Genomic DNA, 14,760 nt, shown 5'->3' with positions numbered 1-14,760 from the left:
GTCCGCTCAGACGTCGAAGACGACGTACGCCTCCCACGCGCCGTCGCGCTCCTCGATCCGCATCTCCGAGAACGTCACCGCCTTCAGGTCGCGCGCCGCGACCTCGCTCAGGGGGACGCCGGCCGCCGACGCGTCGAGCGCCCACGGCTCGTCCCCGTCCGCGCCGTCGTCGCCATACGCCACGGACGCCTCGTTCGCCACGGGGAGGACGCCCCGGACGTCGCGCTCGTAGATGAGCGCGTCGAGGTAGTCGAAGAGGAGGCGCTTATTCGTGGAGGCGCGCACCTCGACGGTGAAGCGCTCCGCGTCCGTCTCCGGGACGTCGTCGCACATCGCGGCCGCCATCCCGTCCGCGACCGCCGCGAAGGCGTCGCCGAGCGTCGCACCGTGCGCCTCGACGGCCACGTCCGCCGTGTGCTCGCGCAGCTCGAACGCCCGGCTCATCGCTCCTCGCCCTCGCGCTCGCTCTCGCTCGGGAAGTTCTCCGCGACGTTCACGCCGCCGAGCTGTTCGAGCTGCTCGCGGGAGAGGCCCGCCGCCTCCTCGGAGTCAGCGACCGCGACACCGGTCGTGATGACGGTTCGCATCCCCTCCTCGACGGTCATGTCCACGTCCATGATGCGGCTCTCCGGGACGTGCGCGAGAAAGCCGCCCATCACGGGGTTCGGCGCGAGCGGGAGGAAGAGCGTCCGCAGGCCCTCCTCGCCCGCCGCGTCCCGTATCGCCTCGGGCGTCCGGACGGTCTCGAAGCCGAGCGTGTACGCGCCGTCGTGCGGGTACTCGACGAGGACGACCTTCCGAAAGTTCTCCGCGTCCGACTCGAGCATCACGTCGCTCATCTGCCGGAAGCTCGTGTAGACGGAGCCCACGCCGGGGATGCGCTCGATGAGGAGGTCGAAGTACTCGAGGGCGCGCTCGCCCGAGCTGAACGTCGCCATGAAGCCGACGGCGAGCGTCACCGTGACGAGGAGTATCGCGGCGGTGGCCTCGACGATGATGAAGCGGCTCTGCGCCGCGACGTCGAGCTGCTGGAGGGCGCGCGCCAGCGGATCGAGGATGTCGGTGAAGATGCCGAACGCCGTGCTGAGAACGTAGAGCGTGATGAGAATGGGGACCATCACGGCGATGCCGGTCAGGAACGCCTCCCTGACCCGTGCGACGACCGACTCGCCCGCGGCCTGCATCCGCTCGCGGCCCGCGCGGGACCCGTCCATGGACATTGCGTAGGACTCCGCGACCGGCGACCGAAAGGGTTGTGGCATCACGTCGGGAGTGACGGTGGAACTATATTCCGTGACGGGCTACGGGGTCACAGTGAGCGTCACGGTCGAGAAACGGGTGGTTCCACGGGGCAGCGACGACCTCCTTGAGCAGGCGTGGGACCTCAAGGAACGCATCCGCGCCGAGCACGGCCTGCTCCGTCAGCGCCACGGCTTCTTCGCGAACGCCTACCGGCGCGCAACCGTCTACGCCTACGTCACCCCCGACGACGACCTCGTCGGCTTCGCCGCCGCCCGCCACGACGGCTACATCCTCTTCCTCGCCGTCGACCCCGCCTATCAGGGCGAGGGGTTCGGCGAGCGCCTCGTCGCCGCCGTCGCCGAGGACGCCGACTCCGTCTCCTGTCACGCCCGCGTCTCCAACGCGAACGCCCTCGACTTCTACCGGCATCTCGGCTTCGAGATCGTCCGCGAGATCGAGAACTACTACGAGGACGGCGAGACCGCCTACTACCTCCGTCTCGGCGAGCGCGAGGGCATCCGCGAGAAACTCTCCGAGTACCTCCGGCGCTGACGGCGAGACCGACACGTCTTTTTCCGCTACGCGTCCTACGCTTCGAGAGCTATGGAGGAGCGAACGCGAGCGTACCTGCGCGGGCGGTTCCGCGACCACTACCGCCGCGCCGACGTCGCGCTCCCGCCCGACGCGGACGCGCGCGAGTGGGGCTACATCCCGTGGACGGACGGCCCGGACGAGACGATGGTCCGCCACCGCGACCTCCTCGACCTCGGGAACGTCGAGGACTTCCTCCGGCGCAAGCGCCCGCGTCACGTCTACTTCTCCGCCGGCCACTACGAGACGCCGGGCGCCTCGACGATGGTGGAGAAGGACTGGCTCGGCTCCGACCTCGTCTTCGACATCGACGCCGACCACTTACCGACTGTCACGCTCGGCGAGGACACGTACGCGGAGATGCTCGCGAAGAGCAAGGACGCGCTCGTGAAGCTCCTCGACTTCCTCGACCGCGACTTCGGCTTCGACGACCTCACGGTCGTCTTCTCCGGCGGACGCGGCTACCACGTCCACGTTCGGGACGAGTCCGTCTTCCCGCTGGAGCGCGACCACCGCCGCGAAATCGTCGACTACGTTCGCGGGAACGGCATCGAGTTCGAGGAGCTCATCACGGAGGAGGCGGTCGGCGGCCTCGGCCTCCAGAACCCGACGACGCGGCGCACGCTCCCGACCGAGGGCGGGTGGGGCCGCCGCGTCGTCGAACACATTGATGCGTTCGTCGACGAGTTGCTCGCGATGGACGAGGAGGACGCCATCCTCCACCTTCGGACGTTCGACGGCGTCGGCGAGGGGCGCGCCGAGAGCGTCCTGAACGTCGTGCAGAACAACACGGAGGCGGTGCGCTCGGGGAACGTCGACGTCCACCCCGCGTTCCTCACGGTCGCGCGCCAGCTCGTCGCCGAGGCCGTCGACGCCGAGGAGGCCCCCATCGACGAACCGGTGACGACGGACACCCACCGCCTCATCCGTCTCCCCGGGTCGCTGCACGGCGGGAGCGGCCTCGAAGTCGTCCCCATCGAGCGCGACGACCTCGCGGCCTTCGACCCGCTCGACGACGCCGTCCCAGAGACGTTCGTCGGCCACGACATCCGCGTCGACGTCGAGCGCGAGTACGAACTCGGGTTCCGCGGCGAAACGATTACGGTCGCGCCGGGCGAGCAGACACTACCGGAGTACGCGGGCGTCTTCCTGATGGCTCGCGGCTGGGCGGAGAAGGCGACGGAATGAGTACCCGATGAACATCGAAGAACTCCGCGCGGCACAGACGCGCGAACGGACGTCGGACGGACTGCAGGACCTCCGGGACTCCTTCTACCAGGAGGTCGCGGACTACATCGGCGAGTTGCGCGAGCGGCGTCGGCAGGCCGCCGAGGCCGCCGACGACCCCTTCGGCGACGACGAGGTCCAGTCGCTCACGGACGAGATCGAGACCGCAGAGCAGGTCGCCGAAGCCATCTACGAGCGCCGCATGGGCAAGATCGTCAAGCAGGCGAGCCTCGCGGCCGCCGGCATGGGGTCGGACGCCGAGGGGCTCACCGAGGAGGAGCGCGACCTCTACACCGACCTCGTCGAGCGGATCGAGGAGAACAAATCGCACGTCCTCGACGTGCTCGCCGGCGACGCGGACGCCGCGACGTCGTCCGGCCCGGACGCGCACGCGCCCCCGGAGGGCGACGCCTCGCCGGACCCCGCCGACGTCGTGAACGACCGCGCGTCGGGGATGGACGCGCCCTCCCCGCCGCCCGAGCCCGAGGAACCCACCGCCGGCTCGGAGGACGCCGACGCGACCGAGAGCGACCCGTCGACGGCGGCCGCGGCGATGGGCGGCGGCGAGGAGTTCGCGGACACTGACGTCGAGGCCGATGCGGACGCGGACGGTGACGCCGGCGACGAAGCGGCCGGCGACGCCGACGACGACGCCGAGACGGCGGGCGTCGAGCGCGCGACCGTCCAGATCACGCGCGACGTCGGGGAGATATACGGTGTCGACGACCGCACGTACACGCTCGAAGCCGACGACGTCGTCACCCTCCCCGAGGAGAACGTCGACCCGCTCGTCGAGCGCGACGCCGCCGAGCGCCTCGACTAGTCGTCCAGCGGCTTCTTCATGTTCTGCCGTTCAGCGCGATAGCCGACGTCCTCGTAGAGCTCGCGCGCCGCCTCGTTCTGGACGTCGACGTTCAAATCGAGGCGCTCGCAGTCCATCGCGCGCCCCCACTGCTCGGCGGCGTCGAGGAGCGCCCGCGCGGCGCCGCGACGCCGGATCGAGCCGTCGACGTAGAGCTCGCCGACGTGGCACTCGCGGATCTGCTCGTAGACCGGTGACGGCGTCTGCACGGCCGCGCTCACGTGCGCGACGAGGTCGTCGCCGAGCGAGCCGACGTACGTGATGGCGTCGTCGCTGTCGAGGCGCTTGCGGTGGTACGAGACGCCGCCCGCGCGGATGTCGTCCGCGAGCGTGTACGACGTCATCGCCGCGAGCTCGCGCTGGGCGGGCAGCCACAGCTCGTCGACGAAGGCGTCGAGGTCGACGTCGCGCAGCGGCGTGATCTCCATGCGCTCGCTACGGGCGGCGCGGAAAAACGGCTTGCGGAACCCGAGCGCTAGTAGTGGCGCTCTTTGGGCTCGTACGTCTGGTTCTCGCCCTCGAGGAGGACGGGGCGGTACCAGAGGTCCGGGGTCCCGTTGTTCCACGAGATGCAGGTGTGCTTGAGCCACTCGTCGTCCTTGCGCTCCTGGTGCTCCTTGCGCCAGTGCGCGCCACGGAACTCCTCGCGCGCGAGCGCGCCCATCGCGATGGTCTCCGCGACGTCGATGACGTTCCGGGTCTCGATGGTGTGCTGGAGGTCGGTGTTGAAGGTGCGGGAGTTGTCGGCGACGTAGACGTCCTCGTACTCCTCGCGGGCCTCCCGGATGACTTCGAGGGCCTCCTCGATGCCGTCCTCGGTGCGGAAGACGTTGACGTTGTCCGTCATCGTCCGCTGGATCTTCGAGCGGACCTCGGCGTGGTTGACGCCCTCCTCCTTCTCGAGGAGGCCGTCGATGCGCTCGGTCTCCGCCTCGACGGCGTTGGCGATGACGTCGTCGGCGCCGTCGCCGGAGACGACGGCGGAGGACGCGCTGAGCGCGCCGGGTTCGACGGGGAAGTCGACGTCGCTCTCCTCGATGCCCTCACCGCGCTTGCCGACGGGAATCTCGGGTTCGCCGACGTCCTCGCCGGCGGCGTGCTGTCCCGCGCGCGCGCCGAAGACGATGAGTTCGGGGAGGGCGTTCCCGCCGAGCCGGTTCGAGCCGTGGACGGAGACGCAGGCGGCCTCGCCGACCGCGTAGAGGCCGTCGACGACGGTCTCGCCGTTCTCGTTCGTCTCGATGCCGCCCATCTCGTAGTGATGGCCGGGCTTGACCGGCATCGGCTTCTCGAGGCCGTCGACGCCCTCGAAGTCCTCGGCGAGGTGGAGGATGTTCTCGAGGCGGTCCATGATGCGCTCCTCGCCGAGGTGGCGCATGTCGAGGTGGACGTACTCGTCCTCGACGCCGCGCCCGGCGTTGATCTCGGTGAGTTCGGCGCGCGAGACGACGTCCCGACTGGCGAGCTCGCCGTCGTTCGTCGCGTAGCCGTACTCGAACATGAGGCGCTCGCCCTCGTCGTTGTAGAGGATGCCGCCCTCGCCGCGCGTCCCCTCGGAGATGAGCACCCCCGTGGAGGGGAGCGTCGTCGGGTGGAACTGGACGAACTCCATGTCCTCGATGGGGACGCCGACGCGATACGCCATCGCGACGCCGTCGGCGGTGTTCGCGACGGCGTTCGTCGTGTGGTCGAAGACCTGCCCGTCGCCGCCGGTCGCGAGGATGACGCCGTCGCGCCCGCGGAAGCCCGCGATTTCGCCGGTCTGGATGTCCCACGCGACGCAGCCGTAACACTCGCGGTCGGCGGGGTCGTCCTCGTCCGTCACCGCGAGGCGGGTGACGTACCACTCGTCGTAGACCGTGATGCCGCGCTTGACGACCTGCTCGTAGAGCGTGTGCAGGAGGTGGTGGCCGGTCTCGGCGCCCGCGTACGTCGTGCGGGGGAAGGAGAGCCCACCGAAGGGGCGCTGGCTCATCCGGCCGTCCTCCTCGCGACTGAAGGGCATCCCCCAGTTCTCGAGCTGGACGACGTTGTCGGGGGCGTCCTGCGCGAGCGTTTCGGCGGCGGGCGCGTCCGTGAGGTAGTCGCCGCCCTTGACGGTGTCGTAGGCGTGCAGCTCCCAGTCGTCGCCCTCGCGGAGCGCGGCGTTGATGCCGCCCTCGGCGGCGCCCGTGTGCGAGCGCACCGGGTGGAGTTTCGTGACGATTGCCACGTCCGCGCCGGCCTCGTGTGCGCCGATGGCCGCGCGGAGTCCCGCGCCGCCGCCACCGACGACGATGACGTCGTGTTCGTGCATTAGTATATCACCAGAATTTGAGATTCTGCTTGACGGCTTCGCGCTTCAGTTCCTGAATGTGCTCCGTGAGCGGGATGTCCTTCGGGCAGACGGTCGTGCAGGAGAACTGGGTCTGACAGCGCCAGACGCCGTGCTCCTGCTCGATGATCTTCAGGCGTTCCTCCTGGCGCTCGTCGTCCTCGCGCTCGTCGAAGTAGAAGCGATACGCCTTGTTGATGGCCGCCGGGCCGAGATACTCGTTGTCGCCGGCGGCGATGTTGCAGGAGGACATGCAGGCGCCACACCAGATGCAGCGCGTGCTCATCTTGATCTTCTCGCGGTTCTCCCGGGACTGCAGCTGCTCGCCCTCGGGCTCCTCGGTGGGGCTGAAGTAGGGCTCGACGGCGTGCATCTGGTCGTAGAAGTGGTCCATGTCCACGACGAGGTCCTTGACGACGTCGCGGTGCGGGAGCGGCTCGACGCGCACCGTCTCGGAGTCCTCAAGGTCGGCGACCTGCGTCTGACAGCCGAGGCGCTGCGTGCCGTTGATGAACAGCGCGTCGCTCCCGCAGACCGCCTGCCGGCAGGAGTGCCGGAAGGTCAGACTGGAGTCGTACGTGTCGCGGGCGTAGATGAGCGCGTCGAGGACGGTGATACCGGGTTCGCGGGGGACGTGGAACGTGTCGAAGCGCGGCTCCTGCTTCTCCGCGACCTCCGGGTCGTAGCGGAAGACCTTGAGCGTGATCGCGTCCTCGCCCACGTCGGGCGCGGAGGACGCGTCGTCGCGCTCTTCGGCGCGCGCTTCCTTGCGAGCCATCCGTTCGGCCTGCGGGTCCGTGTCGTCGGTGTCGGTGTCTGGTGTCTGTGTGCTCATTGTTAGGCTCCCATGAGGACGAGTGCGACGCGCACGCCCTGCACGAAGAGGAGGACGCCCGCGATACCCAGTACCCACTTCGCGGCGCGCTTCGGCGTGCCGGTGACGCCCTGGTTCACGAGGGCGTTGTAGATGCCGTTCACGCCGTGGAACGTCGCGGCGGCGAGGAACAGCACCATCGTGATGAAGTAGATGGGGACGCTGTAGCGCCCGGCGCTGCCCGCGAAGGTGATCTCCGGCGCGTGGTTGACGAAGTGGAGGAGGTAGAAGTGGAAGGCGAGCGTGACGACGAGGAACGCCGCCGTGACGCGCTGGAGGAACCAGCGGGTGCCGCCGCGGTTGAACGAGGAGTAGCGTTCCGCCATGGTCAGAACGCCCCCTCGATGAAGACCGGCACGCTCGCGACGACGATGATCCCGGTGAGGATCAGCGACGCGTAGAAGCTCTTCTCCTGCGTTTCGAGATCGAGACCGACTCCGAGGTCGACGAAGAGGAGTCTGATCCCGTTGAGGATGTGGAAGACGGCGACGGCGAGGAGGCCGATCTCCAACACCCGGACGATCGCGATCGCTTCGAGGCCCTGAAGCGTGTTCGTGTAGGCTGCCTGCCCGCTCAGCGCGGAGCTGAGCACGGCGATGTGGGTGAACAGGTACCCGATGAGTACCCATCCCGTGAATTTGTGGAACACCCAGGCCCACATGCCGGCGGAGAACTCCCGCCACCGGCCGAAGTCCTCGACGAGGCCCCGGTCGTACGACTGACTCATACCGTTCGCACCTCCTTACCGGGCGCACATAGAAGTTTCTAAGCGAGCACGATGGGACGGTATCACGAACGCCGTCGAGACGGCGGGCATCGGGGCCTCTCAGTACCTATCGCGGCTCGTCTCGGCAGTCGCCGTTCCGGGCGCGTTCGTACGCCCGGATGGACGCGTCGTCGAGTTCGACGAGGTGACAGAGCGGGTTCCCCGGGTAGACGACGGGGTTCTCGAGGACGCCGACGAGCACGCCGTCGAACGGCGCGGTGATGCGCACCGTGTCGGTCTTGAACGGGTTGGTGATGGTGGCGACGACGTCGCCCTCCCGGACGAGGTCGCCGCGGTCGTGGAGGAGCTCGACGATGCCGCCGGCGTCCGCGCGCAGCCACGTCTTCTCGTCGCGGTCGACGACCGTCCGCCAGCCCGGCCAGCGCACGAGGTCTGTGGGGTGGGCGCCGTACTCGGCGAGGACGGACGCGACGCCGTCGAGCGCGCGGTCGATGAAGCCGCGCTCGAAGCGGTGGGCCTGCCCCATCTCGACGGTGATGGTGGGCGTACCGGCCTCGCAGGCGGCGCCCCGGAGCGACCCGGACGGGCCGGCGCTGTCGATGATGACGTTCGAGCCGAACGCGCGCGCGAGCCGGCCGGCGGCCTCGTCGTCCATGTCCGCGCGGACGTGAAGCATGTTCGTCCGGCCGCGCGTCGACGTGTGGAAGTCGAGGCCGTAGTCGCAGGGCTCGATGAAGTTCGAGAATATCTGGGCGGCCATCCGGCTCGCGCTCGTGCCGTCCGCGCTCCCGGGGAACGAGCGGTTCAGGTCCCGGTCGTAGACGGGGAGGTAGCGCTGTTGGGCGATGAACCCGGGGACGTTGATGACGGGGAGGCAGACGAGGGTGCCCCGGAGGTCCGCGTGCGACCAGTCCTGTGCGACCGTCCGCACGACCTCGATGCCGTTCAGTTCGTCGCCGTGGATGGCCGCCGAGAGGAAGACGGTCGGCCCGGGTTCGGCCCCGTTCAGGATCGTCACCGGCACCCGGATGGGGTCGCCGAGATAGGTCTCGCTGATGGAGTACCGGAGGTTCTGTGCCTCCCCCGGGTCGACCCGGCCGCCCTGATAGGTGAACGCGCCGTCTGCCATACCCGCCTTCGGGTCGGCGTGCGTATAAATGGGGCGACGAAACCGACGGATGCGGCGACCGCCGACGCGGGCGTGCCCCGTCGCTCGCGTGGCGACGCATCCCGGCACCGTTTTGGCGCGGCGTCCCCGACTGCGACTAATGACTGACGAGCACGTGAGCGTCGGAGTGCTCAGCCTCCACACGAGCAAGGAGTCGAAAGCCATCCTGAACGCCGTCGAGGACCTCGGCCATCGCGGCGTCTGGCTCCGCGAGGAGAACCTCAGCGTCTCCATCGAGGACGGCGAGGCCGTCCTCGACCCCGACGTCGACGTCGTCGCGAACCGGATGTTGCTCTCGAACACCGAACAGCCCTGCGAGCTCCTCGGCATCGTGAACACGCTCTCGCAGCTGCGCCCGACGCTGAACGAGCCACAGCACGTGCTGACGGCGTTCCACAAGTTCTCGACGGCGGCGGCGCTCGCCGAGGCCGGCGTCCCGGTGCCGGACGCCCTGCTCGCGCTCGACGCGGACAACCTCAACGGGGAGCGCGGGCGCTTCGGCGACGAAGCCGTCTACAAGACGGCCATCGGGACGCACGGCGGCGGGACGTGGAAGGTGGGCCGCGACGAGGACGTGAACCCGGTCGTCGGGGAGCGCTACGCGTTCCTCCAGTCGCTCATCGAGCGTGACGGCGAGAAGCACGCGGACCTGCGCATCTACGTCGTGAACGGCGAGGTCGTCGGCGCGATGCGGCGCTACGCGCCCGACAACGACTGGCGGACGAACGTCGCGCTCGGCGGGAGCGTCGAGGGCGTCCCGGACCTCCCCGAGGAGGTCGAGGAGATGGCGGCCGAGGCCGCCGAAGTCGTCGGCCTCGACTACGCCGGCGTCGACATCGTCGAGGGCGAGGACGGCTGGTTCGTCCTCGAGGTGAACCCGACGGCGGGCTTCAAGGGCCTCTACCAGGCGACCAACATCAGCCCCGCGCCCCACATCGCGAAGCTCGCCATCGAGACCGCCGGCGGCGAGGTGGACGACGCCCGCGTCGAGGAGCTCGCGGGCCGCCTCGACACGTCGACGCCGCGCGGGATGCCCCGACGGGCCGCGGAGTCAGTCGAGCCGAATCAGGTCGTCGGCTACACGGAGGAGGTGCTGGTGTCGGGGACGAGCGGCACCGAGCGCATCGTCGCGAAGTCCGACACCGGCGCCTCCCGCACGTCGATAGACACGAAGTTCGCCGCGAAGATCGGCGCCGGCCCGATCAAGTCGATGACGAAGGTGAAGTCGGGGAGCGTGAAGTCCGGGAAGTCCCGGCCCGTCGTCGACATCGTCGTCGCCGTTGGGGGCGACCGCCACACCGTCGCCGCGAGCCTCGAAGACCGCTCGCACATGGACTACCCGCTCCTCCTCGGGCGCGACATCCTCAAGCACTATCAGGTGGACGTCACGCGGCGCTTCGAGGAGGCGGAGACGCCCGACGCCGACGAGGAAGAGGAGGAGTCGCTGGAGTAAACGCGGCAACCGAGCGCTAGCGAGGGCGCCGCGAAAAGGCGAGCGCTGAACGGAGTGAGGCGCGAGTAACGCGGTGCCGCCCTATTGCGCCTTCCAGACGTAGCGGGTCGCGTAGCTCCGGTAGGGCTTCCAGGTCGCGGCGTGCTCGCGCATCTCCGCGCGCGACTCGTGGCCGTAGAGGGTCTGCATGCCCTTCCGAACGCCCAAATCGCCGACGGGGAAGACGTCCTCGCGCCCGAGCGCGAAGAGGAGGAACATGTCCGCCGTCCAGTCGCCGACGCCGTAGACGTCGCCGAGTTCGGCCCGAACCTCGTCGTTCGAGTGGTCGGCGAAGTCGTCGTGGTCGATGCCCTCGGGATAGCGTTCGGCGAGGCCGTTCAGTGCGCGGACCTTCGTGTCGCTGAGGCCGGCGTCCCGGAGCGCGGCGTCGTCGGCGGCGCGGATGCTCGCGGGGTCGAAGTCGACGACGTCGCGGAGGCGCTCGCGGACGGCGGCCGCGGAGTCCATGGAGACGGACTGGTTGGTGACGGCGACGACGAGGCGCTCGAAGGGGTCGTCGGCGCGCTCGGGTCCGAGTTCGCCGTGCGCCTCGTAGAGCGGGCGGAGCGCGTCGTCGTCGCGGACGACCGCGTAGGGGTCCGTGGTGTCCGAGTCGGCCATACGGGGCGCAGGCGTCCCAGCGGCCTACGTCTGTCGGACGCCGGGGGAGGCACAACGTTCAGGGGGTCGGGTGGTGAGTGTCCGGCATGGACGCCGAGGACATCGAGCACGTCGCGGTTCTGGGTGCCGGGACGATGGGGCACGGCATCGCCGAAGTCGCCGCACTCGCGGGGTTCGACGTCGCCCTCCGCGACATCAAGGAGGAGTTCGTGCAGGCGGGCTACGAGAAGGCGCGCTGGAGCCTCGAGAAACTCGTCGAGAAAGAGGAGCTGACGACGGACGAGGCGGACGCCGCGCTCGAGCGCATCGACCCCGTGGTGGACCTTGAGGCGGCGGTGAGCGACGCGGACGTCGTCGTGGAGTCGGTGCCGGAGAAGATGGACGTGAAGAAGAACGTCTACCGGGAGATGAGCCAGCACGTCCCAGCGGACGCTGTCGTCGCGACGAACACGTCCGCGCTCTCGGTGACGGAGCTCTCGGAGGCCCTCGAGCGCCCCGAGCGCTTCTGCGGGATGCACTTCTTCAACCCGCCGGTCCGCATGCAGCTCGTCGAGGTCGTGCCGGGCGCGTCGACGCACGACGGGACGGTGGCGGCGGCGATGGGGCTCGCGCGGGCGATGGGGAAGACCCCTCTCGAGGTCGGCCACGACACGCCGGGGTTCGTCGTGAACCGCGTCCTCGTCCCGCTGTTGAACGAGGCGGCGTGGCTGGTCCACGACGGCGTCGCGACGGTCGCGGAGGTGGATTCGACGGCGCGCTACGGCATCGGCCTGCCGAACGGGGCGTTCCGGCTCGCGGACCGGATCGGTCTCGACGTCGTGGCGGACGTCCTCGACTACCTCCACGAGGAACTCGGCGCGGCCTACGAGCCGTGTCCGTCCTTTCACGAGCGCGTGCAGGCGGGCGCCCTCGGTCGGAAGACGGGCGCGGGCTTCTACGACTACGACGGGGAGTCCGATTCGGACATCCGGACCGACGCGGTGCGCGAGGACGTCGAGCGCCGCTTGCTCGCGGTGATGGCGAACGAGACGGCGAAGCTCGTCGGCGACGACGTCGCGACCCCCGAGGAGGTCGACGAGGCGCTGATGCTCGGCGCGGGCTTCCCGGAGGGCCCGGCGAAGCTCGCTGACCGCGCGGGCCTCGTCGCCCTCTACGAGACGCTCGCGGAGGTACAGGGCGAGACCGGCGCGCCCCGCTACGCACCCGCCGAGGAGCTCGTTCGGCGCGCGGGCGGGGGCGAGAACTTCCACCACGAGGTCTCCGAGATCGAGGCGGAGACGGCGTTCAACGACATCAGCCTCGAGATACGGGACCGGGTGGGGCACGTGACGCTCGAGCGCGAGCACCGGATGAACACCATCACGGCCGAACTCCTCGACGAGCTTGAGGAGGCGGTGGACGCGCTCGCGGACGACCCGGAGGTGCGCGCGCTCCTCGTGACGGGTGCGGGCGAGGCGTTCAGCGCGGGCGCGGACGTCGAGCGGATCGCGGGCAGCGCGGACGCCATCGAGGCGGTCGAGCTCTCGCGGGCGGGCCAGCGGGCGTTCGCGCGCTTCGAGGAGTGCGACATGCCCGTCGTCGCCGGAATCACGGGCCACTGTCTCGGCGGGGGAATGGAGCTCGCGGCGTGCGCGGACCTCCGCGTGGGGAGCCACGACGCGGAGTTCGGGATGACCCAGCACGAGATCGGCCTCCTGCCCGGCTGGGGCGGCACGCAGCGCCTCCCCGAGATTGTCGGGGAGGGACGCGCGACGGAGCTGATCCTCACCGCCGAGCGCTACTCGCCCGAGGAGCTGGCGGAGTACGGCTTCCTGAACGAGGTCGTGGAGGCCGACCGCCTTGAGGAGCGGGCGTTCGAACTCGCGCGCGACCTCGCGGCGGGCCCGCCGGTCGCCCAGCGCTACACGAAGCGCGCGATTCGCGCGGGCCGCGAGAGCCGCGACGCCGGCCTCGAGGTGGAGGCGCAGGCGTTCGGTCAACTGCTGAACACGGAGGACCTCATGGAGGGCATCACGGCGTTCATGGGCGAGCGCGACCCGGAGTTCGAGGGGAACTAACGCTCAGTCGGCGGTCGCGGCGTCCTCGGGAGCGGCGACGGCCGCCCGCAGGGTGTCGCCGCGAGCGAGCAGGCCGAGAACCGCGAGGGCGACGGCGCCCGCGCCGAGGAAGAACGGCGTCTCGGCGCCGTAAGTGCTCCCGAGGTAGCCGGAGACGACGGGCGCGAACGCCGCTCCGAACCACCGGAGGGAGTTGTAGGAGGCCGAGGAGACCGAGCGCGAGTACGGGGAGACGTCGATTGCGAGCGTCGTCAGCACGGCGTTCGCGATTCCACAGAGGAGCCCGGAAGCCACGACGAGGGCGAGCCGACCTCGCGGGCCGACGACCCCCATTGCGGCGAGGACGAGCACGAAGCCGGCGAGCGTCGCGCCGATGGCGGTGACGGCGCCGTAGCGGGAGACGAGGCGGTGGGAGACGCCGATAGAGCCGACGGCGAGGAGCGCGCCCCAGCCGAAGAAGGTGAGGCCGAGGCCGACGGCGGAGAGGCCGCTGAGCGTCAGCGGCGTGTACGCGAGCACGACGAAGAAGCCGAACGTGTAGAGGAGGCCGACGGTGGCGTTCCCGACGACGGCGCGGTCGCGCAGCGCTCCGAGGACGTCCGCGACGGACTGGTCGCGCTCCTCGCCCTCGGGTGAGTCGACGGCGAAGTAGGTGATGCAGAGGCCGATGGCGGCCATCGTCGCCGCCGCATAGAAGGGGTAGCGCCAGGAGAGTGACCCGAGGAACCCCCCGAGGAGTGGGCCCGACGCGATGCCGAGGCCGAGCGCGCCCTCGAAGAGCGTGATGGCGGAGCCGGTGTCGCCCCGGGAGAGACCGACGACGATGGCGAGCGCGGTCGTCGTGAAGAGGGCGTTCCCGAGCCCCCAACCGCCGCGCAGGAGAGCGAGTACCTCGATGTTCGGCGCGAACCCGCAGAGGCCCGCGAAGACGGCGACGAACGCGACGCCGAGCGCCATCGTCCGCTTGTCGCCGATGCGCGTCGCCACCGCACCGGAGGCGAGCATCGCGAGCGACATCACGAGGATGTAGCTGGTGAAGAGCAACTCGACCATGGTGTGCGTCGCGCCCATCGACTCGGCGATGGTCGGGAGGACGGGGTCGACCACCCCGATGCCGAGGAACACGACGTACGTCGCGAACGCCGCGGCGAGCACGCCGGGGCGGAATCGTCTGAGAGAGGGGAGAATCGTCATCTATCGGACGGTCCCGCGTGTCGAGTATAGGCCACGCGGAATCGGACGGCCTCGCCCGTTTGGCCCACGATAGCGCGGTCCGTGACGCGCGGTGTCGCGGGCGAGAGCGACGTGCCGGACGGTGAGTCCCGCATGGGAGGTCCCCGCACTACGGCGGATGGGGCGGCGCGCGGACGCAAAGCTCGCCGTCTCGTGCAGACTCGATGCTTTCGCGTCCGGGGCCGACTGGACGTGTCGGCGGCGCACACGCCGGAGGGATGGCGTGGCTCCGTCAGCGCCGTCGCGTCAACAGCCGACGAGGCCGTCACCGAGGTCGGCCGCGAGACGCCCCTGTGAACGGCCGACAGGGGCGGAGCGGTTCGACGGGTTTATTATTTCCCCGGCGGAAAAA

The 14,760-nt window shown here is 69.8% G+C and carries 15 protein-coding genes; 5 read left to right on the top strand and 10 right to left on the bottom strand.

Translation table 11 applies throughout. The annotated features are described in order from the left end of the window. Window positions 1-6 precede the first annotated feature (6 nt). The gene (locus tag EFA46_RS00455; protein WP_123075805.1) at window positions 7-444 is read right to left on the bottom strand and encodes an archease; all 438 of its coding nucleotides are present in this window, start codon (window positions 442-444) and stop codon (window positions 7-9) included. Continuing rightward, a complete protein-coding gene (locus EFA46_RS00450; protein WP_218182521.1) occupies window positions 441-1,220 on the bottom strand; it encodes a DUF502 domain-containing protein in 780 nt (259 codons plus the stop codon). Before EFA46_RS00450 ends, EFA46_RS00455 begins: the two co-directional genes overlap by 4 nt. Window positions 1,221-1,314: 94 nt before the next feature. Here EFA46_RS00450 and EFA46_RS00445 point away from each other — a divergent pair, with 94 nt between their 5' ends. Genes EFA46_RS00445 through EFA46_RS00435 form a run of 3 tightly spaced genes read left to right on the top strand, consistent with a single transcriptional unit; the run spans window position 1,315 to window position 3,883 of the window. Then, window positions 1,315-1,794 carry an N-acetyltransferase gene (locus EFA46_RS00445; protein ID WP_123075807.1) on the top strand — a complete coding sequence of 160 codons (480 nt, stop codon included), beginning with the start codon at window positions 1,315-1,317 and terminating at the stop codon, window positions 1,792-1,794. Window positions 1,795-1,845: 51 nt separating this feature from the next. After that, entirely contained in the window at window positions 1,846-3,021 is a 1,176-nt protein-coding gene (gene priS / locus EFA46_RS00440; RefSeq protein WP_123075809.1) for a DNA primase small subunit PriS, read from the top strand. Window positions 3,022-3,028: 7 nt separating this feature from the next. Beyond that, on the top strand, window positions 3,029-3,883 hold the full coding sequence (locus EFA46_RS00435; RefSeq protein ID WP_123075811.1) for a hypothetical protein: 855 nt from the start codon (window positions 3,029-3,031) through the stop codon (window positions 3,881-3,883). On the opposite strand, the gene EFA46_RS00430 is transcribed toward EFA46_RS00435, so the two are convergent. The 6 genes from EFA46_RS00430 to EFA46_RS00405 all read right to left on the bottom strand — a co-directional run bounded on the left by EFA46_RS00430 (window position 3,880) and on the right by EFA46_RS00405 (window position 8,966). Then, window positions 3,880-4,350 (bottom strand): GNAT family N-acetyltransferase, encoded by a 471-nt coding sequence (locus tag EFA46_RS00430; protein ID WP_123075813.1) that lies wholly within the window; start codon window positions 4,348-4,350, stop codon window positions 3,880-3,882. The genes EFA46_RS00435 and EFA46_RS00430 overlap by 4 nt on opposite strands. A gap of 47 nt (window positions 4,351-4,397) precedes the next feature. Continuing rightward, entirely contained in the window at window positions 4,398-6,218 is a 1,821-nt protein-coding gene (locus EFA46_RS00425; protein ID WP_123075815.1) for an FAD-binding protein, read from the bottom strand. A gap of 7 nt (window positions 6,219-6,225) precedes the next feature. Further along, window positions 6,226-7,071 carry a succinate dehydrogenase/fumarate reductase iron-sulfur subunit gene (locus tag EFA46_RS00420; RefSeq protein WP_123075817.1) on the bottom strand — a complete coding sequence of 282 codons (846 nt, stop codon included), beginning with the start codon at window positions 7,069-7,071 and terminating at the stop codon, window positions 6,226-6,228. Between the two features lie 2 nt (window positions 7,072-7,073). After that, on the bottom strand, window positions 7,074-7,436 hold the full coding sequence (locus EFA46_RS00415) for a succinate dehydrogenase hydrophobic membrane anchor subunit (protein ID WP_123075819.1): 363 nt from the start codon (window positions 7,434-7,436) through the stop codon (window positions 7,074-7,076). 2 nt (window positions 7,437-7,438) lie between these two features. Beyond that, window positions 7,439-7,837 (bottom strand): succinate dehydrogenase, cytochrome b556 subunit, encoded by a 399-nt coding sequence (gene sdhC / locus EFA46_RS00410; protein WP_123075830.1) that lies wholly within the window; start codon window positions 7,835-7,837, stop codon window positions 7,439-7,441. 106 nt (window positions 7,838-7,943) lie between these two features. After that, on the bottom strand, window positions 7,944-8,966 hold the full coding sequence (locus tag EFA46_RS00405; protein ID WP_123075832.1) for a succinylglutamate desuccinylase/aspartoacylase family protein: 1,023 nt from the start codon (window positions 8,964-8,966) through the stop codon (window positions 7,944-7,946). Window positions 8,967-9,105: 139 nt separating this feature from the next. Between EFA46_RS00405 and EFA46_RS00400 the strand changes: the two genes are divergently transcribed. Beyond that, the gene (locus EFA46_RS00400; protein ID WP_123075834.1) at window positions 9,106-10,458 is read left to right on the top strand and encodes a RimK family alpha-L-glutamate ligase; all 1,353 of its coding nucleotides are present in this window, start codon (window positions 9,106-9,108) and stop codon (window positions 10,456-10,458) included. An 81-nt stretch (window positions 10,459-10,539) separates the two neighbouring features. Here the strand turns inward: EFA46_RS00400 and EFA46_RS00395 are convergent, their stop codons facing one another. Continuing rightward, window positions 10,540-11,118, bottom strand: coding sequence for a DNA-3-methyladenine glycosylase (locus EFA46_RS00395; protein WP_123075836.1), 579 nt, complete (start codon window positions 11,116-11,118; stop codon window positions 10,540-10,542). 86 nt (window positions 11,119-11,204) lie between these two features. Here EFA46_RS00395 and EFA46_RS00390 point away from each other — a divergent pair, with 86 nt between their 5' ends. Continuing rightward, entirely contained in the window at window positions 11,205-13,175 is a 1,971-nt protein-coding gene (locus EFA46_RS00390; RefSeq protein ID WP_123075838.1) for a 3-hydroxyacyl-CoA dehydrogenase/enoyl-CoA hydratase family protein, read from the top strand. A gap of 3 nt (window positions 13,176-13,178) precedes the next feature. Here EFA46_RS00390 and EFA46_RS00385 read toward each other — a convergent pair whose 3' ends face one another. After that, the gene (locus EFA46_RS00385; protein ID WP_123075840.1) at window positions 13,179-14,369 is read right to left on the bottom strand and encodes an MFS transporter; all 1,191 of its coding nucleotides are present in this window, start codon (window positions 14,367-14,369) and stop codon (window positions 13,179-13,181) included. Between the last annotated feature and the right edge of the window lie 391 nt (window positions 14,370-14,760).

It is taken from the genome of Halarchaeum sp. CBA1220, assembly GCF_003721175.2.
GTDB lineage: Archaea > Halobacteriota > Halobacteria > Halobacteriales > Halobacteriaceae > Halarchaeum > Halarchaeum grantii.
This window is presented reverse-complemented; position numbering and strand designations above follow the sequence as displayed.